General features: G+C 46.1%; 15 protein-coding genes and 1 pseudogene. 3 read left to right on the forward strand and 13 right to left on the reverse strand.

Going from position 1 to position 23,655, the window contains the following annotated elements:
- Nucleotides 1-9 precede the first annotated feature (9 nt).
- The 5 genes and pseudogenes from ACFQZT_RS00635 to ACFQZT_RS00655 all read right to left on the reverse strand — a co-directional run bounded on the left by ACFQZT_RS00635 (nucleotide 10) and on the right by ACFQZT_RS00655 (nucleotide 6,868).
- A complete protein-coding gene (locus ACFQZT_RS00635; RefSeq protein ID WP_379295518.1) occupies nucleotides 10-1,311 on the reverse strand; it encodes an AAA family ATPase in 1,302 nt (433 codons plus the stop codon).
- Nucleotides 1,308-2,735, reverse strand: a complete 1,428-nt coding sequence (locus tag ACFQZT_RS00640) for an RtcB family protein (RefSeq protein WP_379295520.1) — start codon at nucleotides 2,733-2,735, stop codon at nucleotides 1,308-1,310. The genes ACFQZT_RS00635 and ACFQZT_RS00640 overlap by 4 nt, the downstream gene beginning before the upstream one ends.
- 16 nt (nucleotides 2,736-2,751) lie before the next feature.
- Nucleotides 2,752-3,534 (reverse strand): nucleotidyltransferase domain-containing protein, encoded by a 783-nt coding sequence (locus ACFQZT_RS00645; RefSeq protein ID WP_379295522.1) that lies wholly within the window; start codon nucleotides 3,532-3,534, stop codon nucleotides 2,752-2,754.
- Between the two features lie 313 nt (nucleotides 3,535-3,847).
- The gene (locus tag ACFQZT_RS00650) at nucleotides 3,848-4,954 is read right to left on the reverse strand and encodes a slipin family protein (protein ID WP_379295524.1); all 1,107 of its coding nucleotides are present in this window, start codon (nucleotides 4,952-4,954) and stop codon (nucleotides 3,848-3,850) included.
- A 495-nt stretch (nucleotides 4,955-5,449) separates the two neighbouring features.
- Nucleotides 5,450-6,868: pseudogene (locus ACFQZT_RS00655) on the reverse strand (RtcB family protein).
- Nucleotides 6,869-7,056: 188 nt separating this feature from the next.
- On the opposite strand from ACFQZT_RS00655, the gene ACFQZT_RS00660 reads away from it, so the two are divergent.
- The 3 genes from ACFQZT_RS00660 to ACFQZT_RS00670 all read left to right on the forward strand — a co-directional run bounded on the left by ACFQZT_RS00660 (nucleotide 7,057) and on the right by ACFQZT_RS00670 (nucleotide 9,642).
- Complete coding sequence (locus ACFQZT_RS00660) at nucleotides 7,057-8,382, forward strand: helix-turn-helix transcriptional regulator (protein ID WP_379295752.1); 1,326 nt, start codon at nucleotides 7,057-7,059, stop codon at nucleotides 8,380-8,382.
- The gene (locus ACFQZT_RS00665) at nucleotides 8,357-9,172 is read left to right on the forward strand and encodes a WYL domain-containing protein (RefSeq protein WP_379295526.1); all 816 of its coding nucleotides are present in this window, start codon (nucleotides 8,357-8,359) and stop codon (nucleotides 9,170-9,172) included. The genes ACFQZT_RS00660 and ACFQZT_RS00665 overlap by 26 nt, the downstream gene beginning before the upstream one ends.
- 83 nt (nucleotides 9,173-9,255) lie before the next feature.
- Nucleotides 9,256-9,642 carry a helix-turn-helix domain-containing protein gene (locus ACFQZT_RS00670; RefSeq protein ID WP_379295528.1) on the forward strand — a complete coding sequence of 129 codons (387 nt, stop codon included), beginning with the start codon at nucleotides 9,256-9,258 and terminating at the stop codon, nucleotides 9,640-9,642.
- Between the two features lie 62 nt (nucleotides 9,643-9,704).
- Here ACFQZT_RS00670 and ACFQZT_RS00675 read toward each other — a convergent pair whose 3' ends face one another.
- The 8 genes from ACFQZT_RS00675 to ACFQZT_RS00710 form a co-directional block, all read right to left on the reverse strand.
- Nucleotides 9,705-10,052, reverse strand: coding sequence for a hypothetical protein (locus tag ACFQZT_RS00675; RefSeq protein WP_379295530.1), 348 nt, complete (start codon nucleotides 10,050-10,052; stop codon nucleotides 9,705-9,707).
- 249 nt (nucleotides 10,053-10,301) lie between these two features.
- The gene (locus ACFQZT_RS00680; RefSeq protein ID WP_379295532.1) at nucleotides 10,302-14,597 is read right to left on the reverse strand and encodes an S-layer homology domain-containing protein; all 4,296 of its coding nucleotides are present in this window, start codon (nucleotides 14,595-14,597) and stop codon (nucleotides 10,302-10,304) included.
- A 244-nt stretch (nucleotides 14,598-14,841) separates the two neighbouring features.
- Nucleotides 14,842-19,272 carry a coiled-coil domain-containing protein gene (locus ACFQZT_RS00685; RefSeq protein WP_379295534.1) on the reverse strand — a complete coding sequence of 1,477 codons (4,431 nt, stop codon included), beginning with the start codon at nucleotides 19,270-19,272 and terminating at the stop codon, nucleotides 14,842-14,844.
- A complete protein-coding gene (locus ACFQZT_RS00690) occupies nucleotides 19,256-20,011 on the reverse strand; it encodes a DUF6063 family protein (protein ID WP_379295754.1) in 756 nt (251 codons plus the stop codon). Before ACFQZT_RS00690 ends, ACFQZT_RS00685 begins: the two co-directional genes overlap by 17 nt.
- Nucleotides 20,001-21,527, reverse strand: coding sequence for a replicative DNA helicase (locus tag ACFQZT_RS00695; RefSeq protein WP_379295536.1), 1,527 nt, complete (start codon nucleotides 21,525-21,527; stop codon nucleotides 20,001-20,003). Before ACFQZT_RS00695 ends, ACFQZT_RS00690 begins: the two co-directional genes overlap by 11 nt.
- Nucleotides 21,515-22,561, reverse strand: a complete 1,047-nt coding sequence (locus tag ACFQZT_RS00700) for a Wadjet anti-phage system protein JetD domain-containing protein (RefSeq protein ID WP_379295538.1) — start codon at nucleotides 22,559-22,561, stop codon at nucleotides 21,515-21,517. The genes ACFQZT_RS00695 and ACFQZT_RS00700 overlap by 13 nt, the downstream gene beginning before the upstream one ends.
- 151 nt (nucleotides 22,562-22,712) lie before the next feature.
- On the reverse strand, nucleotides 22,713-22,901 hold the full coding sequence (locus ACFQZT_RS00705; RefSeq protein ID WP_379295540.1) for a DUF6930 domain-containing protein: 189 nt from the start codon (nucleotides 22,899-22,901) through the stop codon (nucleotides 22,713-22,715).
- Nucleotides 22,902-23,012: 111 nt separating this feature from the next.
- Nucleotides 23,013-23,522 (reverse strand): UPF0158 family protein, encoded by a 510-nt coding sequence (locus ACFQZT_RS00710; protein ID WP_379295542.1) that lies wholly within the window; start codon nucleotides 23,520-23,522, stop codon nucleotides 23,013-23,015.
- Nucleotides 23,523-23,655 lie beyond the last annotated feature (133 nt).

Genomic DNA, 23,655 nt, shown 5'->3' on the forward strand with positions numbered 1-23,655 from the left:
TTTAATTACTTAACCAGCCAAAAAACCAACCTTCATTCCCGCGTCTTCTTGCATCCAAGATAGCGTCTGACCTTTATGAAGATCTGACTTCATCGTTTTTATCAGACCTTCTACATCCACCTTCTGTTCGTAATGCCACTCCATTGCCGCCGATACATAAAGCTCGCCCAGTTGGGCAAAAGTAAAACCCTCCGTTAGTTTTGCCGTTGTTTTTACGCTATCTTCCGCTAAAAGTTTGCCAAGCCCTTTTTGCTGCAAATAAGTGAATCGAAGCTCGGTATCCGGAAGCTTGATTTCATATGCACGGTCAAAACGACCGGCACGATTCATCAAAGCGGGGTCAATTTTGTCAGGATAATTGGTCGTTCCAATTATGAAAATACCTTCTTTGGAGGTAGCACCATCCAATCGATTCAGAAAATAAGACCTGGCCCTTTCCGGCATGGAATCGATGTCCTCAATGACGAGAATCATGGGAGCCATGCTCGCCGCAGCTTGAAACACCTCTTGAATCGAATCGCTGCCGGTATTCTCCGTAATTTGCCAATAGGCTACAGGCGCTTTCACGCTGCCGGCGATCGATTTCACAAGGGTCGTCTTCCCGTTCCCCGGCTTGCCGTAGAGCAGTATTCCTCTTTTATAAGGAATCTGAAACGTTTGAAAAAAACTCCGATCCTCGGCAAAAAATTGGTCGATGGACCGATAAATGCTCGTTTTTACATCCTCCTTCATGATCACTTCCTCACGCTCGACCATACGCGTCATCGGGGATATCTCTTTCAGCAAACCGTGAGGTCCATCGGTAAAAACGGTAACCTGCCGGCGATCCAGATCCCGCCGCCGCTGCCGGGAATGCTCCATAAACCGCAGCAAGCTATCATCATCTATGGCGAAGACGAAATCCTCGATGCCGATCCCGTTAGGCCGAAAAATCGGGACCCGGGCAAGTGCGACTCCCCAATCGGGATAAGCAAATACATTATTACGAAGCGTTGGGAACGTGCGATAAGCCAAACTTTCATTCTCCTCTTCCATTCCAAACGCCATTGATTCCATATGATCAAAAATTTTTGTCACTAGATCGACCCGGCCGCTCTCGGACTTCACATCTTGTTCCAGCAGCTCCCAGTATTCCTCATCACCGTTATCACTGACATATGGCTCAAAATGCAGGCCGTACCGTGCCTTGAGGACACTTTGTATCCGCCCAAGCACGTGCGCATAATCCGAAAATGAGGTGAGGGCGCGCCCCTCTTCCTGAGCAGGGACAGTGACAGCCGCTTTTTGTTTCAAACTGTTTTCATTGTTCATTTAGCACCTTTTACCGTCGCCAGCGGTTTACATTTGGCCACAACTTGCGCAAGGCCCGCTCCAACGACACTTTCGATAATTTGATCTACATCTTTATAAGCTTGGGGCGATTCGTCCAGAATCGATTCCAGAGACCTTTGATTCACGACGATTTCCTCGTCGGTCCCGATACGCATGGCTGTATTGAATTCGTTCAACGTGATAAGCCGCTTGGTCGCGCTCCGCGAACGAATCCGTCCCGCTCCGTGACAGATGGAGTAATAGTTGGCTTTGCCACCCGGAGCGCCAACCATGATATAGGAAGAGGTTCCCATCGATCCCGGGATCAGAGCCGGATGACCGGTTAACCGATAGGGCTCCGGATTATCCGGGTGGTTTGCAGGCAGCGCTCTCGTCGCTCCTTTGCGATGAACAAAATAGGACTGACCCTCATGCCGCTCCTCCCAAGCATAGTTATGCATGAGATCATACAGCGTCGTCATTTCGAATTTCGACCCGAATATGTCCTTGCCCGCTTCCCGGATCTCATACGCGATGAGGTGCCGGTTGACAACCGCGTAGTTCAACGCAGAATTCATCAGGTCCACATAAGTCTGGGCGTGAGGATGTTCAAGCGGAGCGAATAGCAGCTTAGGGTCCGCTGAACCCAGCCCTAACGAACGCATCACTTTGCTCAACTCGCTTCCGCAGTATTGATTGACAGAACCTCCCCAAGCGCGAGAGCCGGAATGGATCATTACCGCAACCTGACCGTCAAAAATCCCCCAAGCCTCTGCCACCTCCCTGTTCTCTTCAGCAATCTCGATAGCCTGTATCTCGGCAAAATGATTCCCATTACCTAGCGTTCCAAGCTGACGATGCGAGCGATGCCAAACGTTTTCCGGGAACCGGTTCAGAGCATTCTCGTCAAAAGAAAATTTGCTTCGTTCCACATGCGTGAGCGATGTTGCTTTGCGCGGCGTGTAACCATCCGGGATATATTTTTTCGGAAGTCCGTGCACCCCCTTTGTCACCACATGCTCTAGACGAATGTCGGAAAAATGCCCTCGTGCATGATCCTCAACCGGCAAATACTTCTCAATCGTCCTCACCAGCTTGCGGCGCAGTTTCACATCTTTCAGTTCATTCTTGTGAATATTCGTCAGATGCACCCTCATCCCGCAGCCAATATCGCTGCCCACAATGGATGGAGATACATAGCCGTCATTCGTGTTCCATACGGCCGTAGTCCCGATGCAGGTCCCTACCCCAACATGAACGTCAGGCGTGTAGCTCATATATACTTGATTAGGAATCTGCAGGTTGTTGTTGGCCATCTCAAATACTTTATAATCCAATGTTTTAAACAGGTCTGGACCTGCGTACACATGTACAGCCCCGGATGGGAGTTGCACTTGCTGATAATAGGTTTTGTTGTCTATCATAAATACTTAATCCTCTCTATGAACTCCAAACCTCCTTCAGCGCCTCGCGGAATAAAACATCTAATGCAGCATCCTGCTGTTCTCCGGCGGCTGGGACTTGTTTGGCAGTTTCTTCAAAATAGGCGATTTGCCGTTCTAAATAATCGTTGATCACGGTAATTTTCGGCTCTAAATCGAATTCGACGCCGGCTTTTTTACGTGCTAGCAACGTATACATTTCTTCTTTTAACTTCGATGCAGGCAGTATTTCTTCCACCAGCTCTTCAAAATCCATCGGCGGCATGCTGTTCCTTCGCTCAATCCACTCACACGCCAGCACTGGGCGCAGCACGTAAAAATACTTCTTGATCTTCACATATTCGCCTTGTAAATACTCACGGAAGTTCCCTTTTGCCATGTGCAAATAGTGGTACATACTGGATCGCGGCGAGAACGTGAGCGGAGACAGCTGACGAATTTGTTCCGTCACAGTGAATTGTTCCAAATACTGGATCGGTGACTGCAACCATTCCAGCAGCGGCGGATTCGATTTGCGGAAGAGATTCAGCGCCTTTTTCAAATCCCAGCCGTTGATATCCAGTTGATCGCTGATCGGCCGCTCGATTACATCTCTTTTCTCAAATATGGATAAATACCAGTCGACGGGTCTTACGTATAGAAACCTCACGTCATAATCGCTGTCCTTGGACGGAAATCCCCAGGCTCTGCTGCCGGATTCGCATGCGTACAGTATCTTTACTTGCTCCTCGCTTTCGATCCGTCGTAGCTCTTCATCGATCTTTTTCAAAAAATCTTGCATTGGACTCACCCTTTCCCTCAATAATCAATAAATTTTTTAAAAACAAAAAAACCATAGACCGACATCGTCCATGGCTGTACATGTTTGAACATTAGACTAGACCTAAAAAAAGCGCCTGCTCATGCGTTACAAGTCCGGCAGAGACCGATGAAGTGAAACTTTTGTGCAATTGTCAGATGTTTATTTGAAATGCGAATCATATCGTCGGCCTCCTTTCCATTCATTTACAAACATCATAAAGTTCAAACCCTATTAGTGTCAATCCGGCGGGGTCGGAAAAAATGATTATAAAAATTAGGGGCCCCGAAACCAGTTAAGCTCCTTTATCCCCTAAAAGCGAATTCAGCCGCTCGAGCAGATTGCCCCCGCCGCCCAAAGAGATCGTGCCTATTTTCTCACAGATCTTCTCCAGGAACTCGAGCTCCTTCAGACGATAGAGGGTCTGATTCTCGTCCATCAGCTTGGCTGTATTCAAAAGGCTGCGGGTAGAAGCGGTCTCCTCACGACGAGTGATCAGGTTGGCCTGTGCCTTTTTCTCAGCGATTAGCACAGTGTTCATTATATCCTTGATGTCCCCGGGAAGGATGATATCTTTAACCCCGGCGGACAGGAACTGCACGCCATATTCCTCGCTCTTTTCGTTCAACCGCGTCAACACCAATGCGGCGATTTCCTGCTTCATTTTCAGGAGATCATCGAGCTTCAAGGTCCCGACATATTCCCGCAAAATGAGCTGCAGCTGGATGTACATTTGCTCCTCGAAGGACTTGATTGCCAAGGCGCGCAGCGGATTCAGAATGCGATATTGGCAAACAAAGTTAAGGCGCAGCGTCACTTTATCCTCGGTCATCAGCTCTTGACCCGTCATATCCATCTGCTGCTGGCGAAGATCCACCGTTTTCATGGCAACCGCAATAGGCCCTCTCCAGAAATAGTACTTGCCCGGACCAAGCTCCCGCTGCATGACATTGTTGTAAAACAAGACGCCTGATTCATGGTTCGCCACGTCAAACGTCTGAAACGAACCGGTTAGCTTCGGCAGAACAGCGGAATCAACCTCCGCAGGCAATTCAGGATTTCGTATATCGATACGCGTGTAAGTATGCTTTTTCAACATATTCCAGTACGCATAGCTCCCGGCTGTCAGCAAGCCGGTAAATTTGCCATCCTCATAATGCAGCACGTATTCATGGTCTTTAACCTGAACAATATCAAGCTCTTCCACAAGCTTGTCATCATGAAGAAATAGCTGCAAATCTTTACCCTGTACGGCAAAAGGTTTCGTTATATTCAATACAACTACAGTATCCTCTGAAAAAGGCAAGAACCGGTAGGTGCCTGGCTGCAATAGCTTGGCATAGCTCCCTCTATTGAAAAGCAAGCCACGCTCGTCGGTTTGTATCGTAATTTTTTTAAACATGTAAATCCTCCTTCTGGTTGACCTTAAAATTCGGAATCCTCCTGCAGCTGCGGCGGAAATCTGCTTAAGAAGCAAGGTGGGCGGAACTCCGAGTGCCTAGTCGTTGAACCGCGCCAGGGCCTAAATTCGCCCCCAGCTGCCTTTCATTTCATGGCACCGGGCGATTACGCTCACATTGTTTCGGTATCCGCAGATCGCAAAGCCCAACCCGCAGTGTGCTAAGGAAGCCACTGAGGATTCCGTAGTAAGGTCATTTGAGTTAATCATCATCGCTCGATTGGAAGTCGAGTGCTCTACCCTGAGCAAGTCGTCCCACACGACGGGGAGTCGAACCCCTGTTTTGGCGGATTCATGCCGGAATGAGCAGTACAGTATACACGCACTTAGAAGGTGCGGGCACTGCGGGATCGTTCAGAAATCCCAGCCTGGGTAAGTCACCCGTACATGAACCGAATATATGATCATACGTCTCTGACGTCTATCACCTTGGTTTTATCAAACACCTTTAATCGCAGCCATAGGCTTGCACTTGGCCACCACATCCGCTAAGGATGCGCCTACAACGCTGTCTATAATTTGGTCTACATCCTTGTAGGCTTGCGGGCACTCGTCGAGAATCGTTTGCAAGGATCGATGGTTGACTAAGATCTCATCTTCGGTCCCGACTTTTAACGATTGCTCGAATTGATCGACGGTAATCAGTTCCTTGGTGGCCCTTCTGGATCTCGCTCTCCCGGCACCATGACAGATGGAGTAAAAGTTCTTGAGCCCTTCTTCCCGACCGATCATGATATACGATGATGTGCCCATGGAACCTGGAATTAAAGCAGGATGACCCGTTTCTTTGTATGCGGGCGCATTTAGAAAATGGCCCGGCGGCAGCGCTCTTGTCGCACCCTTGCGGTGAACAAGCATGGGCTGGTTGCGGTGAAACTCTTTTAGCGCATAGTTATGCATCAAATCGTAGAGTACCGGCATTTCCAGCCCGGCTCCGAACACTTCTCAAAAAGCTTGGCGCACCCCAAACGCTATCATATGCCTGTTACTAACCGCAAAGTTCAAAGCGGAGTACATGAGGTTCAAGTACGTCTGCCCTTCATGGCTGGCGATTGGGGCATAGATGAGGTTGCGGTCCGGATTTTCGACGCCCCAGCTATGCATCGCCGCCCGGAAAACCTTCGTATACTCCTGACCTAGCATAGCGCCCCAGGCACGGGAACCTGAATGGATCATGACGACGACCTGACCGTCGAATAAGCCCCATTTTCCAGCTACTTCCTTCTGTTCTTCGGCAATTTCCAAGTACTGAATCTCGATAAAATGGTTCCCGCCACCGAGCGTTCCTAATTGTCCGTGGGCGTACTTACGGATTTTGGCCGGCAGGTCCTCTAGGTAACGATGATCAAACTTGAACGTAGATTCTTCGACGTGTGTAAGCCATTGCTCACTTGGCACGTAGCTTTCAGGCAAACCTTTGAGACCATGCTGAACAACGTTCATAATATCGATATCCGCAAAATGCGTATTTGTCCGCTCGTTCGTCGGTACATACGTTTCGATCGCTTTGATCAGCGCTCTTCGGACGGCTTTGTCTTGAATATCTTTCTTGTGCAGCGGCGTCGTTTGAACGCGCATCCCGCAACCGATATCAACTCCCACGATAGATGGAGAAACGAATCCGTCATTCATATTCCAGACCGCCGTTGTTCCTATACAAGTTCCGATGCCTACATGCGCGTCAGGCGTGTAACTCATATACACATGTCGCGGAATCCGCAAATTGTTGTCCGCCATTTCGTAGACCTTATTTTCAAAAGTTTGAAACACTTCCGGGTTGGCAAATACATGAAGTTTGCCATGTGTGAGTTCCATTTCGTGGTGATTGCTTCCGTGATTGATTGCTCTTATATCCATCCTGATAACCTCCGATACAATCTATAGATAAGTCATTCAATGTTTGTTTATTTGTGTTCCTTACGAGTACTATCATCGCTGATTGGAACGGAAACGAACATGGCGAAAGTATGACGACAGGTGAAAAGTTTTCCATTTTCTACATTTCCGCACCCTGTTACAATGATGATGGAGAGCGAGGGATGAACATGGCGAAGGAAAGTTTTGATAAAGAGATTCAGTTTTTGCGCATGCTTGTCCTGACAAGCGGAGCTTACAGCCGCCAGCAATTTGCCGAAAGACTAGGCATTTCCGTCCATACATTTGATAAAACGCTGCGGCGTTTAAAAGAAATCGTCACCACCGTGCATCAACAAATACCAGAGATGCAAGGAAAAGATTTTGCCGAGACATTGCGTTATAGCTATTATGACTCAACGGATCCAATGCTGCTTTTCCTGTTTCGGGCGAAATCGCTCAAAGAATCGGAGAGTCTCAGAATCTCCATGCTGCTCGCTGCTATGAATGATAAACCCCTGACTGCGATGGAGCTTCTTGAAGTTTGCAGCACCGGTCTTCCCGCCGATTCAGCGCTGCCGGATGAAAAAACCATTCGAACGGACCTCAAATATTTGGAAGAAGTCGGCGTAATCAAGAAAGAACCCGGTCCGCGTCCGTACCGCTTTCGCATACATAATGATTTGGTTCAAGAGCTTTCTCAGGATGAGCTTATTGATTTGTATGATTTCGTTGACGTTATGGCCAACACGCAGGTGCCGTCGGTCCAAGGTTATTTGCTAAGAGACGGCTTAAAAAAATATATGAACCGTCTTTCTGACATGTCGGCTTCCACAGATCCATTTTTATACAAATATCATTATTACTCCCGGATTCTGGACGAAGCGCATCTTTTCACACTCATAACAGCCATTCAGAATCGGCGAAAGGTCCAATTTCTTTATTTTTCTCCAAAACATTCGCAAAGCTATGCCTCCAAAAATACGAACCCTTTGTTTGAACGCGAAATGGAAGGAAAGCACGAGAAGACATTGCCTCTTAAAATCGTATATGACCACCAATACGGGCGATGGTATTTGCTATCTTATAACTCCAGGCTTGGGATCAAGAAATATAGGATGGAGGGCATCACGCAGTTGGAAGAGGATGAAACCGTCGACGCTGATTTCTTCGCAGCAAAGTTGATGGAACTAGAGGATAAAATACAGCTCAGCTGGCTCATCGATACGGGTCGCCCGGTTACGGTGAAGGTTCGCTTTTTTAATCCAGAGGCGTCTCAACCGAACTTTATTAAAGAAAGAGTGCTGCTTCAAGGGCAGTGGGGTGCCATTACGGAGGAAACTGAAGTGTCTTTTCTGTTTGAAATCATCGTCAACGGGACGACGGAAATTAAGCCTTGGATCAGAAGTTTCGGATCGAGTTGCGAGGTGCTGGAACCGCAGTTTTTTCGGGAGGAAATGATTGGAGATTGGAAGGAGATCGGGGCTTACTATGAATCTTTTCGAGAAGATTTTTAATTATCAGCTGATTTCCCGGTTGGAAGATTCGGGCACTTTCATGATTACGGCGCAGGAAAGATCCTGGCTTAAGACCATGCTTGCTCATCCATCAGCCACTGTAGCTTTCACATCGCAAACGTTAGACAAACTGCGCACCATGCTGGATGCCGAGCAGTTACTCGATTTTTCCGATGTGTTTGTTGAAAAAGCAGGCAGTCAGGCCAAGCAGATTTATCACCCGCTCCTCCGTTCACTGCGCAGGATGATTACGAATAAAAGTGGAGTCCGCCTCACTTATAGAGTCAAGGATGAACGCTCATTTCTGAACGAAATGGCGTTTCCTTACAAGCTTGAATATTCCATCGTCAAAAAGGAATGGTACCTTCTATGGTACCACCTGCGTCATCGCGCCTTAATGAGCACAAGGCTTCTGAAGATTGATTCTGTTAACGAGCTGCCAAATTCAGCGGATAGAGCTGATCAAATCGAGATAGAGATTGAAAAACTGCTGGAAAAGCGCCAGCAGCAAGCGACGATTCAAGTGATCAAGGAGTATAATCGTGAGCTATCGCGGATCTTGTATGCTTTTTCGTGTTTTGAAAAAGATGTGGAATATGATGAGGTTCAGCATATCTACACCATTCGGTTAACCTTTCTTAACAATGAAAGTGAATATGTGCTATCGAAGATTCGCTTTCTGGGAAAGCGGGTTAAGGTAGTTGAAGGGGAGCATCTCAAGCGAAGGATGTCTGAAACGGCCAGGAAATCTCTGGCCCGGTATGAATCCAGCATACTTGTACCATCATAACAGGATTATCTTAATATTTAACCTATATAGTGGTATCTCATTTCCTCTCGTTTTTCTCTAATCTCAACTTGAGGTGAATGAGAATGTCCGATTTTTTGAGATTAGTAGGCGAACGCTTAAGAATGATTAGAGAAGAAAAGAATTTGACACAAGCGCAGGTAGCTGAAAATACAGGTATTGAAGGCATCAGCAAGTCACGCATTTCGGATATTGAGCGTGGTCGCAGTAATATCTCTCTAAGAACGTTGGAAAAGATTATGAGAGCCTTAGAAATATCTCCAAACGAATTGTTTAACTTCAAGGAACTTGATGGTGTTGAGGGAATCGAAGAGAAAAAGATAATTCTTGATGTTCATAAATATATGCTTATGGAGAGGGACATTAACGAGATCAAGTATGTCGTCAGAACAACGAAAGATTTTCTTAACACGATGGATGCGAAGGATACGAAAGGGAAGAAGAAACGTTAGAATATTAGTTAAATGTTACAAAGAATTCAACCCCGCCAATATGGCGGGGTTTCTTAGTATGATCATTTTTTTTCGACATGAAGCAGTGTGATCGTTTTGACTGAGTAAGTATCTTTTATTCTTTCATCGGAAATGACATTAAGCTTGATCAGGCTCGAAATTTTGGAAGAATCAGGTTTAGAGAGCAGGCGCCATAATCCGGGGTCTGCCAGCGTTTCATAAAGCTTGTTGTCGTCGTATTCCTTACGATCTTGGAAAACAATCTTCACCCTATGACTTCCGATCTCCAGCTCGGTAACGCCTTGCACTGCACAATAAGCCGTAATATCGTTACGCAGCTCCGACAATTCTTGTTCTATTTCTTTATGTTTTTGTTTTAGATGATAATACCTTTTCACTTTATTGTCCATTGTGGTCCACGCTCCTCTTTATTACAAAATGTATGCAGAGGAAGGTTTGTTTTAGGACAAGAGCTTATGATGAAGCTGAAATTCTGCATTAAAATGCGTTGATTATTGCCATGATGGATACCTCGGGTTCCAGGACATTGCATAAGCAATTAAAAAGTCTACTTGATCTCCGATGCGTTAGCGTGGAAGAGCAAGCAGACTTTTTTGAACAAACAACCGCTGCCGCTTCGGTATGCGGAGGCAACGGAATTAGTTAATTAGGTTTAAATTCTTTAGCATACGATACAGAAATGATGCACTCTGAGCGCGGTCTGCATTCATGGCAGGAGCTAGTTGGTCATCCGCCACACCGCTTGTAATACTTGTTTTTATCGCTACAGCTATCGCTTCTCTCGCCCAGCCTTGAATTTTGTCATGATCGGCATAAGGGGAGAGAATTTTGTCGATATCCGCCGGTGATACAGTCTCTTTCCACATTCCACTAGAATACATGGCATTGTAGATCATTTGAAGCATTTCCATTCTACTTATCTCTACATTCGGTTTAAAGGTTCCATCGGAGTAACCATTGATCAGATGTGCTTTCACCGCAGTCCCAACGGATTGCGCGAACCAATCGCTGGACTTCACGTCTTTAAACATGGTTTGGCTATCACTTGTATCGGGGGTGACGCCGAGCGCTCTCGTAAGCATCGCGATAAACTCGGCACGAGTCACCGTTTTAGTTGGCTTAAAGCTACCGTCTTCATATCCGTTTAGCACATATTTGGAAGCCATTGTATCAATTGCATCTTTTGCATAACTGTTCTCAACATCGCGGAATGTTTTACTATTTTGAACAACAGCATATACGGCATTATTTCTCCCATAGATCTGCGCCTGCAGATTTCCTTTCGAATCTTTCGCAAATATGGCTGGCACAGGATTATATTTGCCTGTTGCCGGATCGATCATCACGCCAACCAGATGATTAAACGCGGTTTCGCTAAATGAACTTGGCACGTTTAAAAGGTGTTTCGTATAGGAATCAAACTGATTCATAATATGATTCGACCCACTTTTTTCGATGAGGTTCATTTTATAATCAATCGGTGTAGTAACGGACGAAATGCCTAATTTACGCAAAAGTTCATCGCTTACCAGACTCTTCTTCGACATAAGCAGCTTAACTCGTGCGCCTGTTAACGGTGCCGCGAATTGGTCAATCGATTTTTGCACAGTGCTAGCGGGAAAATGAAAAGCTGCAAACTTGGACTGGATGGTCAGACCCATTTTCGGATTTTTATCCAGTATTTTTTGAAAGAGCTCGGCGTCAAAATAGAGTTCGAAATCATCCCAACCATCCGATGGTATTTGCAAGACCACCTGATCTTTATCACTAGAAGTTGGCAAATGGTTCAATGCATCCAGAATCGTATTCGTATCCACACTGACTTGCGCGACCTTGTGCCCATTAGAATCGGTAACCGTTGTCGGGGTTACAGAAAGGCTGCCGTCACTATTCTGTTGCACCGGCGGTGATTGTGTGTTGCCACTCGTGTTTCCTCCCGTGCTGCCTCCTGTGTCGCCGCCCGTGTTGCCACCCGTGTTTCCTCCCGTGTTGCCGCCTGTGTTGCCACCCGTGTTGCCTCCTGTGTCGCCGCCCGTGTTGCCTCCCGTGTTGCCTCCTGTGCCGCCGCCCGTGTTGCCACCCGTGTTGCCTCCTGTGCCGCCTGTGTTGCCGCCCGTGTTGCCTCCTGTGCCGCCGCCCGTGTTGCCTCCCGTGTTGCCTCCTGTGCCGCCGCCCGTGTTGCCACCCGTGTTGCCTCCTGTGCCGCCTGTGTTGCCGCCCGTGTTGCCTCCTGTGCCGCCGCCCGTGTTGCCTCCCGTGTTGCCTCCTGTGCCGCCGCCCGTGTTGCCACCCGTGTTGCCTCCTGTGCCGCCTGTGTTGCCGCCCGTGTTGCCTCCTGTGCCGCCGCCCGTGTTGCCTCCTGTGTCGGGCGAATAAGGAGTAATCGCAACACCTGAAGTATAAGGAACAAATTCGTAGTGGGAATTCACATATCCTAACAATTGCCCCATTACATTTTCTACACCAATCATGTATTGGTTGACATGTGGCGGGGAGTTAAAGTTATCCATCAGCATGAAGTCAGACAAATTATAGGAGTATGCAGCAGCTCCGGTTACCGGTATCTCCGCAATTCTAATTTCATTACGTTCGTTATTGCCATCAATCGTCTGAAAGTCAGGCATGATAACATAGCTTGATATGCCTATCTCATTTGATACTGCATTCCACTTGATAGTCCCACTCAAATTGTTTCCGGTCGAATCTGTGCTTAGCATAGATGCATGCAGCGGCAGCATGGAATCATTCCACAGACTAGCAAAATCTGGGGTGATATGCTCGGATGTTCCATCAAAGGTGTATAAACGAATTCCTATTGCACCAGTTGGGATATTGGTTTCTGGTACATCCGGAGCATAATTCGTCGAATCAGGAACAAACGGTGTATCGAGAATCATGTCACCCAGCTTATTCCCTTGTCCATCTTCAAAATACAAGCGATAATCCGTCGGCTGCAAAGGCGCCGATGAGGGATACCAGGACACATAACCGGAAATTTTCCCTGCCGGCATACTAGGAGCTTGCCGGTAATGAAATCTAGTCGGCTGCGTATTTGAAATCATCTGAAGCGTATGTGAAACTTGGCTGCCGAATACAAAAACCGAATCCTGAACGATAGGTTCGGATATCTCATCGCTCCTGCCATTTGTAATGCCTACATGATAAAGACCAGGATACAGATGATTGAATACGGCAACTCCATCCGTTGAGGTGACAGCTGTCTTTGTATTGCGAAAATCATCAGCAGATACAATCGTAACTGTAACCCCGGAAACAGGAGCACTGTAAACAGAACCGTAAACGGAGTTCGAAACGGATTGATTTGCCGCTGTTGACACATTCCATTCTTTAACCGGTACTCTTAACGTCACTGAACCCGGGTTTACCGTATAGCCTGCGCCATTATTATCGTAGGTTATGGTATCCGACACGGAACTATTCCCCGTATATCCGGTATGGATTTTTACACTGTACGTTCCTGGCAGCAAGTGGCCGTTCAGTGTATATTTTAGACCAGTAACATCAAACAAGTTGTACCTGCCGGCTGACTCGCTCAGGCTTGCGGTACTTCCTCCCAGCGGAAACACTTCAAAATAACTCCTGTCGAAATTCGACAAAGCCGGAATATCATATGTAAACTTTAATTGATCATTATTGACGACCTCGATGGAAACGTTGTTCAATGGTTTGGGCACTACAACGTATGATGGTACTAAAGGAATCATTGGCAATGGGCTTTTTGTAGATACCACATTATAACCGACATCCAAAAGTCCATAAATGTGCGTGTTATAGTCATAATTTGATCCGCTTGCAAAGACAGTACCATCCTCATTAACGAAAAAGGATTTCTCATAACCTGCGTAGGCAGCTTTTACGTTGGATACGGTTGTGATTTTCGTGAACGCGCTTGCTGCATACTCTATTTGAGGATCGCCAAGCTGTCCTTCATTGGCAGCACCTACTCCCCAAACAGAGCCATCGTTCATAAATGCGAGCACATGGCCATTACCGACACTTAATGACTTAACGCTTTTCCCATTCAAAGACGTCACCTGTACAGGTGTTTGGGAATCCGTGCTGTTCCCTGTACCCAGTTGCCCACCCCTATTTTGCCCCCAGGCGAATACACCATTGCTCGTTAAGGCGTAAACAAATTCTGCATTCGGGTGAGTAAAGATTGCGGTTGCTCCGGAAATGCCACTGACAGCAGTGGCAACGGCGACGTAGGATGAACCAGGATTCTGAGTATCTGTAACACCCCATTGATATACGGTTCCGTCGTCCTTTAAAGCATATGAAGCAAAATAGCCTTTGGCAATTTGCTTAATACCGGTCAATACAGTACTGTTCTCATCAGTAACAACCGGTGAGGGGGTAAGATTCATGGAGAATGGCGCATTGAGCTGATTTTGGCTTCCTTGCCCTAGCTCTCCTCCAAAATAATTACTTCCCCAAGTCAACACTTTCCCAGCGGAAGTTAATGCCATGGCCATCGTTTTACCTGCTGCAATCTGTTGGATGTTGCTTAAACCATTTACTAACGTTGGGGTACTAGTTCCGAAATTGTTAGGATTGGGAGGCAGCATCCCCCATTCCCACACATTGCCTTGGCTGTCTAGGGCCAATGTGTAAGTCGAGCCTGCGGCAATATCCATAATTTTCGGAGAACCGTCTATCGCAACCTGGACTGGGTATTGGTGATCGGCGATATCGCCTGTACCCAGCTGGCCATAATTATTTTTCCCCCATGTCCACACCGATCCGCCGGCATCCAAAGCGACTGTAAAGCTTTCTGAGGAAACAACTTTAACCGGGTAGACACCGGCAATACCCGTCTGGGAAGCATCCGATGAAGCGAATGAGGCAGGAGCAGGAAATAAAGATACGATCATAATCATCAATGTCAAAATCCGAAGCAGCTTGAGTTTCATAAACACACTCCCATAATTTTTTAAAAAAATTTCTCAAGTATGGAGAGTATCATTGAATGTTTAAAACTGGTTAAAAAAATAAATATTTTTACATAAAAGAAAGTTAAAAACAGTTAAAGTTCACAAAACGATCAGAAATACAGAAATAACTAAAAAGCCTGCTTGATCCGTACCGCAGCGGCGGGGGATCAGGCAGACTTTTTGATTGATTTTTTACTTTATATAAACACTTTAATCCAAAACGTTACATGAATAGTTCTATCTGCTTGACATCCTCTAATCTTTCTAAAGAAATCGGTGCATGATCGCGGAAATAAGCCTGATTAATTTCCTTTTCTTTGGTCATGACTAATTTGCTTCCATTTGCTGCCTGTCTTAGCCTGCAGCTAAAGACAACCGGGAAATAGTCCTTAAGAAATTTACCTTCAGCATGTGCCGTGAGCGCAATGATCTGGAAGCCGAGTTGTTCAGCGATAAAAAAAACGGGACTCAGTACGTGATCGCTCGAGGCCTTACCGAAAGGATTATCCATGATGACGGTACGATGTCTTTTCATATTCGCTTGGATGTGCTGGCGTTTCTCCGCGACATAGTTGAGAAGTCCCAGGAATAAGGTCATATTCTTGCTCCACTTCTCCCCGCCGGACCAATTATTCGACTGTTCCCAGGAGAAGGAAGCCTTCGTTACGTTATTCTCATTCGTCACTTTCCGGCAGGTTACTTTCATCGGCTTTTCCTGCAACACAATTTGCAGAAGCTGCTTGGTATCCAGCCACTTTTCAATCTCTTTGCGAACCGTCGGCTTCACTTCATGACCGCTATCGTCAAGGAAATGGCCTTTTTCCAATTCAACCAGAATCCATTCCAGATGTTTACGCAAATGGTCTTTGGCTTCAAGTTCTTCCCATTCCGGTATATGAAACGAGAAAATCAGCTTCCACTGATCTTCGACCTTCACTCTGGTTTTGTTGGGAATGTCTCTAAGTTCAGAAGCAATCAGCTTGAGGTGGCTGTGTACATGAATAATATACTGCTCCAATTGTTGGTTATGGGTACGCATCGTCTCTTCTGCGACATGGTTAACGCGTTCAATTCTGCTATGCATTTTCTGCTGAAACAACGTCATTTCCGAATAGCTGTCTTTCTGCTCAACACCATTTTCGGCCATTTCTCTAAGCTTCACATCTTTTATGTGCTTCCGGCAAAAATCAATAAACTGGGTTCTGGCTTTCTTCACAGATGTCCTTTCCAATTCAAGACCTTCCATAGCTGCAGATAGCGTAATCAATGATTTCTTGGCGATTTTCATCCGGTCATAAGGAAACTCTGCTTTCGCTTCTTGTGTGATTAACGCCGGCTGAATAAGAGGGTTTTCAAACCCGTGCACGATTTTGTACTGATTTAAGTATTGAATAACCTCTTCAATCTTACTCAATTGACCTTGCATTTGCGTATTTAGTTGCTGCAAGCCCAATTGCTGTTCCTTTAAAAGTCTATCTTCACTTTGAACCTGCGCCTCAACCAATTGCAACGCTTCATAAAAAACGGAAGGCTGCTGCCCGGAATGAGCTTCAGCATACTGTTCGATCAAGAGTTTGACCCTTGTCGATTGCGCATTATATTGATCCTCGACTCGTCTGTATTCAGCTTTCTCTCGCGTAAGCCGAGCTTCCTGATCCTTAAAATCCTTAAATAAGTCTGACATCTGTTCTTCGCCCGTCACAGAAAACGCGAGCTCTTCGTTCAGTTCCAAATCAGCCTGTTCCAAACGGAGCTTGTTCATATCTTTCTCCAGAGAGGACTTACTGTTCTTCGCATGATTCCAATCCGCTTCGAGCTGTTGACGTCCCTGAGAAATGCGATGCAGTTTAAGATGCAAGTCCTTCCTTTCATTTTTCAACCAATCCAAGCTATAGTTCGCTGGAATCGGATCTGTTTGCAGAACCTCCGTATACAGCTCTTGGCCTTGTAGACTTGCTTTTTCCATTTTCAAATAGGTCATGCGGTCTTTGGCGGATTCCATCTTCTGTTTGAAATCCTCAATGGAGCGTTGTCTGCTGCTTACCTTGCTTTGCAACATTTCAGCTTGCTCAGTAAGCTGATCAATGGCCAAGTTGAGCGCACTGATTTCTTTTCCAAGGTCAAAATACTTTTGCCCTTTTTCAATCCACTGCTGGAGCTGGACCATCTCGGCCTTTTGCTCATCCATAATCTTATTATGTTGATCTAGCGTTTGCTCCACTTGCCCAATCGCTTTCTTAAGTACATCCTCTCGGCTCTCCAGTTCACGAACCCGTTCGCGCCCCAGCCCAACCAACTTTTCCATCTCTTGTACGGCCTCAAGAGGGTATAAGCCTATGAATCGGCTGAACAACGCTTGTAGATCCGAAGTGCGCTGCAACTCCTGTTCCTTTGCTTGTCGCGCTTTCAGAACCTCAGCACCTTGTTCAAAAATGCTTTGCTTCCAGCTCACGAATGCAGCGGCATCCGCGTTCTCCCGCCAATGCTGCGGCTCAATCCAAGCATTCTCTGCCGCAGTAACCGGTGCTTGCAAATTAGCCAGACGTGAAGCTTCCTGCGATGATATGACTTGTATCGGAAACTGCATGTCCTCCGCATGGTGCCGCAATTTGTTCGTCAATTGGGCGACTTCCCCTTCAGTCGTTATCAAGGTTACGGACCAAAGAGGGTGTATCAATGCTTGCTGCGTTAAGCCCACACCTTGCAAGTATTGAATGCCTGTTTCCAGCAGAGAGAACTGATTTCTCCATTTATCCAGCAATCCTGCAACATAGACATCAGCGAAAAATGTATGCTGGTTGCTGTAATCATCGATATAGCGAAAAGCGAGACGCTCTTTGAGCAGGTTTGCTTCCTTCTCCAAGCGCAGCTTCTCCATATCATCGTTAAACTGCTCTTCGATGGAGCTTTGCTTATCGTAAACGGACGTGAGTCTCCCCCAAGACGACCTATACACGGCAAGTTTTGCAAGCAGAGATTGGTGCTCATTCTTGAAAGCTTCAAGGTTCTGCTCATAACCGGCGCGTTCCCCATACGCTTCCTTGAGACTTACGCTCACCTGTTCGAGCTCCCTGCCGTTTTCTTCCTTGCCGGACGCTAATTCCTTGTTTTTCTGTACGAGCAGGACATTGCTGTCGTCCAATTTTTGATACCGCTGAATCCAATCCGTCATGCTTCCTTCCATGCTCTCTACAGCAGGATTCGCCAGTACGTTTTTCCGGAGCAAATCCCTGTCCATCTCGCGCGCTTCCGCAATTGACCTATGTTCAATGATTCGTTTGTTCAAACCCTCCAGTTGGACGGATAGCTCTTCTAAAACAGTTTCCTCCAAGCTCTTCCGTTCCTCATAAGCTGCTAAGTCCTGTTGATGCTTCGCCTCTTCAAGCTGCCACTCCTGCTCCATGTTCAAAATTAAACTGCGAATCTGCCCGCTGTTCGTTACCCAGGCCGTTTGAAGCTCTTCTTCCTCTTGCGTGCTCCCGAACTGATCCAGTTCATGCTGCAAGTAGTTCATGCGCTCTTCCGCTTTCTTCCACTGCTGTTTATAGTCAGCAAGACGTAAGGAGTAGTACTGCCGCTTGGCGGTTCGAACCTGCAACTCTAATCTCTCTACATCTTCTTCTACCATGTTCAGCTTTGTTTCCAAGGCGGATTGCTCTTGCTTTTGCTTAGCGATATGAAGCGACTCCCTTTTTTGCATCAAAAGCAGCAGTTGCCGCTCGCACTCTGCCATTTGATTGCGCAATTGGGTAAGTTTCGCGGACTCTTCATCTTTCTGCTCATTAGCTAATAGCCAATAGGCTTTTGCTTCGGCTTGAGCAGTCGCGTACTCCTGCTGTTTGGTGTCCAATTTAGCAAAAATACGCACATAACTGTCCAATTCGGAAAGAATTTTTTGATTTTCTTCGATTTTCTCTTTTAATTCTTTATATTTTTTGAAACTGTCCCGGTGTGATTCAAAAGTATCGGCAAACTCGCCCTGCTCATATCCTGCCATGGCATCTTCTACCGTTGGGATCAGCAGCCGGTCAAACAGTTGGCTTGTTGTCTTACATTCATCAAAGAAGCTCTCCACACCGCCCTCAGAGCTATTGATCTTGGCTATGCGTTCCCATTCTGTTGCAATGATATGGTAATCATTTTCCAATATTTGCTTGTATTCTTTGATCGTGGGAGCCATCTTGGCGTTCATCCGTTTCGACGACATACCTTGATAGTAGTCATAAATCTCGCCTTTATCCGCAGCCCGAAGCTTACCGGCGCTTTCTTTGACAAAAGGAATCCGTTCGATCGAGTCGGGATCAAGCGCCGGATAATCGTACAAATAACGATACGAATCCATGCCTGTTGCCGTTAAAAACAAACTGACGCAGGTTACGACATATCTGCGTGGCCTTTCGCTCAAAATCCACTCAATCGCAATATGTGCCGGACCATTTTCCAGACTTAACGTATCCTTCATCTTCCGTCCGGCAAGATCGGTATGAGGGAGTACAGCCTGTATCGCAGTCTGAATAAAAACCGTCTTACCTCCGCCATTTTCCAGCAAAATCGCTCCATTATGCCCGTCGAAAAGAAACATTTCGTCGTTGTATCGCTTGTTGCCGTCTTCATAGACGACATTCGTAAAACGTATTCTAGATATGGCCGGCATGGCTGTTCACCTCCTCAACGCTCGCATCGAATTGATATAGAAACTCCAAAATTCCTCGGTTATATTCAAGTTCCATGAAATATCGCTGCACAATCACTTTCGTTTTTTCCGTTAAAGCAATTTCCTGATTGCCGATATCGGATGCTAACTCTTGAGCGACCAGGAATTTGCGTACCGTATCCATAAAGCTAACCCGGCTAATCGTATTGCCGCTTTGCCTGGAGGCTGTCTCTTTAATGTCATCCATAGCGCTCCATTTTTCAATCAAAGAAGTCCAGTTGTAGGAAAATTCCTTCTCCATCTCTCTCAGTTCTTCCTCAGGATGCGTCTTCAGCAGCTCTATTCGCTCATTCACAAGCGCCGTCCAATCATCAAGGCCAATAAAGCTTCTGGTAGGCTCCATCGTTTGATAGCTGTCGTAAAAAGCTCCAATCAACACAATAATGCTCACGTACATCAGATATAGATCGGCATTAACGGCATTAGCCCGCAAATACACACGTTTGAGCGTATCATTATTGATATGAAAAGGCGATAATCGCGTCTCCGGTATCATGTACAGCTGTTCCCCGGCTATAACCGTAACACAGTCGACTTCACGGGCGAACTGATCCACCAACCCGCGTACCAAATCATCGGCCATGTATTCCTGTAGCCACTCTTTCCCTACCATGCTATCGCGAGCAAGCAACGTATAGATGCGAAATGCTCTCATGACTGTCCCGTTCTCAAGCCCCATAGTCAAACGCATCTCCCCATAAAATCAACATATTCTGAATCGTAAACCTGCCGCCTACGTTAATGGTATCCTCTTGCTCAATGACGATAAGACTGCGATTTTCGAGGAGCGCGTACATATCATCCAGCCAAGCACCTTGCGTTTCATTCTGCTGCGTATCACTGTCGCCTCTCCGAAGCGGACTTCGTTGATGCAAATAAATCCAAAAATCATAAAACGACCGTTCTTGTAACAGCCTCGAATGCTCGCCAGTTTCAAATAAGTTGATATACTGCCTCAACTCAGCTCTGCCATCCGCTTCCATAATTTGCAGCAGCTGCTCCATGAGCAACTTGTACAACTTTTGCTGGATGGTATGATAACGCATTTCATCGCTATCTCCGCCAATTTCCAGGAACTTGTCGTCCCTCTCCTGTCCATTTCCATCCTCCAGAATATTTTGTTCTGCCCATACCGTCAGCAGCGACCACATCTTCGTCTCTTCCAAAGGAAGGAAAGGAGCCAGCACGCCCTTCATCGATTCTAGCGGAAGCGGCGTACTGAAGATCAGAGAGCCGATGTCCTGGTCAAAATTGAAAGAATCCAGCCCTGTATAATACAGGGATTCTTGAGCGGCGCTTAGTGCATGAGATTTGAGCACCATGCTTTGTTGGAAAAGGATGGAATGCTCGCTGTGCACCTTTTCCAGTTCATTGGAAATGCGTAAAATTAATTCATAAGGCCGTTGATCCGACTGACTGATCGTTACTGCATGTACGCGATCCTTCGTCTCTTTCACGAACTGCCGCAATTCCTCGAACTCCTCATTCTCCATTTGCAGCCGAAGATAAATATCCTCAAGAAGACCTTTGTAGCGTCCGAACGTTTCTTCCGACACAATATTTCTTTTCAGCTCGTGCTCCAGCTTGACCATTCGCTCCTGCAGAGCTTCTACGTCTATTCGCATTTCATTAATTTGCCGCAGCGCGCCTTCGAACTCGCCCTTTTCCAGTTGCTTACGCAGCACAAGCTGATGAATCGATAACTGGAACTCCGAATAAAATTCCTTGGTCGCAAAAATAAGCTCCAACCCATCATCGTCGAGCGTGTAATATTGGGTATTCGTTTTTAGATCAAAGGCATTCGCCTTCAAAATCGAAATATAAATATGATCCGGCTGTCCGGTCTCCCAATTCATAAAGGAAAAATCCCGTTTCTTCCCTGTCGTAGGCCGGAAGGTTTGGATGATCTGCCTCGCCAGGTCCTCAAAACCGTCTTCATCTAGATCGATGAAAATCCCGGTCACCTTCATCAGAAACTGGGTCAGGTCTTTGACGCCTGCCTTATGATTGCGCATCAGCTTCTGCTCAAAGAAGTAAAGCAGCGTCAATATGCCCAGCTCCATGAAGTCAATCGGCTTGTTCTGCCGATCCGTCTGCCGTTTCCGCTGAAGCTCGTACAGGGGATCAAACAGCGCCAGCTTGGCCATGCGTTCCTTAAACCCGGAAACAATCTGCCCAATTTCTACGTAATCCATTGTGTGTTCCTCCATAAAGCGCAGAGCTCTTGTGTATGTAATATTTCCTGGGGGTAATAACCGCCTGCCGCTAAAGGAGCGCTTATCCTTGCTTGCTCCTCTTGGGAAAAGTGTCTCATAAATGCTTGAACGGCCTGATCATTGTTTCGTTGATTTTCCTTGCCATAGACGAAGCTTCTGTCAAGGCATGCCCGGTAAAAGGGCAATGCCGGCTTCGCCGGGCTGCCGAACCATTCCAGTACACGTTCGTTAAGCATATGCCAAATGGCAATCCCTTCATGGTCGATATCACCAAAATAGTAGAATTGATGTATGGAAGCACTGAGCGGCAGCTGCAGTGGAAGCAGCTCGATGCTTTTGGTAATGCGATATCCGCCGCCAAAAATCAGCGTCGTAAATGGAACATCCGGCAATGCCTGGAGCAGCGCCTGGTAGGTCGTTTTATTTTCTACGATAAGGTGCCTGTGAATGGTATTTGCAATGTACCCAGGATTGACCGCCATCATCAGCGGGTCGGCGACAGGAATAATATGCAGCTTATCCCATAACCCAGTTCGTATCAGAAGCTCTTTTCCATGCTTATCCGTAATCCATTTCTCATCGCCAACAAGCTCGAAGCTTCTCTCCGGGGCTGGCACAGGAGTCTTGGGCAACGTATGACTCTTAAGATAAGCATCAATTCGTTCAATATAAGGCCAATCAAGCTCCCAATCGCCAGACTCCAAAGAATAATAGGCATCCAGCCCGATCAAGGGATGAATGAAAATTCTGGCCCGATGGATTTCTTTATGCAAATCTTCCTTCAGACGACTCTTCTGCACTTTATACTGATAGGCAATGGACGGTTGTTTGCCTGTTCTTCCCTTACTTTGAACCATTTGCATAATCCCCGCAGCTTCAAGCTCCAGCACCGCACCGGAAAATTCCTCATAGGTACAGGGTTGTCCAAGAAACAATGCCTCTAATTCTGAGAGTAATGTAGTATTTTTCTTTAAAGATTGTAAATAACGCAGTATTTGTGACTTGGGATCCATGAATACGTGCTCCTGATTGAGAAAGATGTTTCTATTATATCAGAAATTTACTTTTGGGCCTCTGCAACTCATTGGAAAGTAGTTCCGCTACAACAAAAAGTCTGCACAGTCTCCGTTTCGATGCCTAGGGAGAAATGTGCAGACTAAACAGTTACTTGAAGTGATCCATCATTCCTTCTCTAGCTTCCTCCAAAGCCGGAAGTTCGCTTGTCAAGTACACTTCAATTTCAAATACATTTAGAATTTGCCTTAAGTAATGAAAAAGCTCTTCGTTACAAACCCATAGTTCTTTTGGAATGACCTGAGCTTGTTCGATTATCTCTAATAAAAGTCCGCACATTTTATCGGGTGCTCCGCAAAAAAGCAATCGATTTCCCATATTCCAACATAGCCTTTAAGCGATCTTTTTACTTTGGTCAGACGAAGTTCATCTATAGGATTTGCCATGATCTTATTTGCTTTTTTCCATTGTTCCAAAGTCGAATTCATCTGATTCATTTTCTTTGCTGCTCCCATCAATAATATCCACCTTGAATCCACTATCTTGCAGCCATTCCATAACGCGCTCACGATTACGGCTTTCAGAAAAATCATAATACCGCTGCAGTTCGCTGCTATCTGATGATAACGTGTCTTTAAATCTGCGGAATATTTTTCGGCCGCCATTTAATACGTCATTCAGCCTCTTTCTTAATCTCGCATCTGAAACCGTTTCAGTAAAATCTACCATATCGATATATCCTTCATCTGATTCCCTATGTGGAACGCGATAATAGATCTCGTTAAACCCTTCCTCAATGGTTTCGCTCAGTTCCTCATCTTCATCGTCCCTGTCATAAGATCTTAATGTGACAGTTTCACCAGTCTCAACATTTAGAAAAAACTCGATTTCATCCATATAAATATCATAAGTTTCAACCAGCTCTTTCCATTGCATCTCAGTCAGCTTCAACTCTTTCATGCATAACTCTCCTTTATCTTTAATCATTCTGTAATCACGTTTTTGTTCCGCTTCATGTGTACGAATGAAGATTGGATATCCCATATAGCTTCAAGCACATCCATCTTCCCAAATTCGGCCTTATTATACCATA

The organism is Paenibacillus sp. GCM10027628 (assembly GCF_042676385.1).
Classification (GTDB): domain Bacteria; phylum Bacillota; class Bacilli; order Paenibacillales; family NBRC-103111; genus Paenibacillus_E.

Coding starts and splice junctions, on each gene's coding strand:
- ACFQZT_RS00635 (WP_379295518.1), bottom strand. CDS start 1,311: ATGAACAATGAAAACAGTTTGAAACAAAAAGCGGCTGTCACTGTCCCT.
- ACFQZT_RS00640 (WP_379295520.1), bottom strand. CDS start 2,735: ATGATAGACAACAAAACCTATTATCAGCAAGTGCAACTCCCATCCGGG.
- ACFQZT_RS00645 (WP_379295522.1), bottom strand. CDS start 3,534: ATGCAAGATTTTTTGAAAAAGATCGATGAAGAGCTACGACGGATCGAA.
- ACFQZT_RS00650 (WP_379295524.1), bottom strand. CDS start 4,954: ATGTTTAAAAAAATTACGATACAAACCGACGAGCGTGGCTTGCTTTTC.
- ACFQZT_RS00660 (WP_379295752.1), top strand. CDS start 7,057: ATGGCGAAGGAAAGTTTTGATAAAGAGATTCAGTTTTTGCGCATGCTT.
- ACFQZT_RS00665 (WP_379295526.1), top strand. CDS start 8,357: ATGAATCTTTTCGAGAAGATTTTTAATTATCAGCTGATTTCCCGGTTG.
- ACFQZT_RS00670 (WP_379295528.1), top strand. CDS start 9,256: ATGTCCGATTTTTTGAGATTAGTAGGCGAACGCTTAAGAATGATTAGA.
- ACFQZT_RS00675 (WP_379295530.1), bottom strand. CDS start 10,052: ATGGACAATAAAGTGAAAAGGTATTATCATCTAAAACAAAAACATAAA.
- ACFQZT_RS00680 (WP_379295532.1), bottom strand. CDS start 14,597: ATGAAACTCAAGCTGCTTCGGATTTTGACATTGATGATTATGATCGTA.
- ACFQZT_RS00685 (WP_379295534.1), bottom strand. CDS start 19,272: ATGCCGGCCATATCTAGAATACGTTTTACGAATGTCGTCTATGAAGAC.
- ACFQZT_RS00690 (WP_379295754.1), bottom strand. CDS start 20,011: ATGGGGCTTGAGAACGGGACAGTCATGAGAGCATTTCGCATCTATACG.
- ACFQZT_RS00695 (WP_379295536.1), bottom strand. CDS start 21,527: ATGGATTACGTAGAAATTGGGCAGATTGTTTCCGGGTTTAAGGAACGC.
- ACFQZT_RS00700 (WP_379295538.1), bottom strand. CDS start 22,561: ATGGATCCCAAGTCACAAATACTGCGTTATTTACAATCTTTAAAGAAA.
- ACFQZT_RS00705 (WP_379295540.1), bottom strand. CDS start 22,901: ATGTGCGGACTTTTATTAGAGATAATCGAACAAGCTCAGGTCATTCCA.
- ACFQZT_RS00710 (WP_379295542.1), bottom strand. CDS start 23,522: ATGAAAGAGTTGAAGCTGACTGAGATGCAATGGAAAGAGCTGGTTGAA.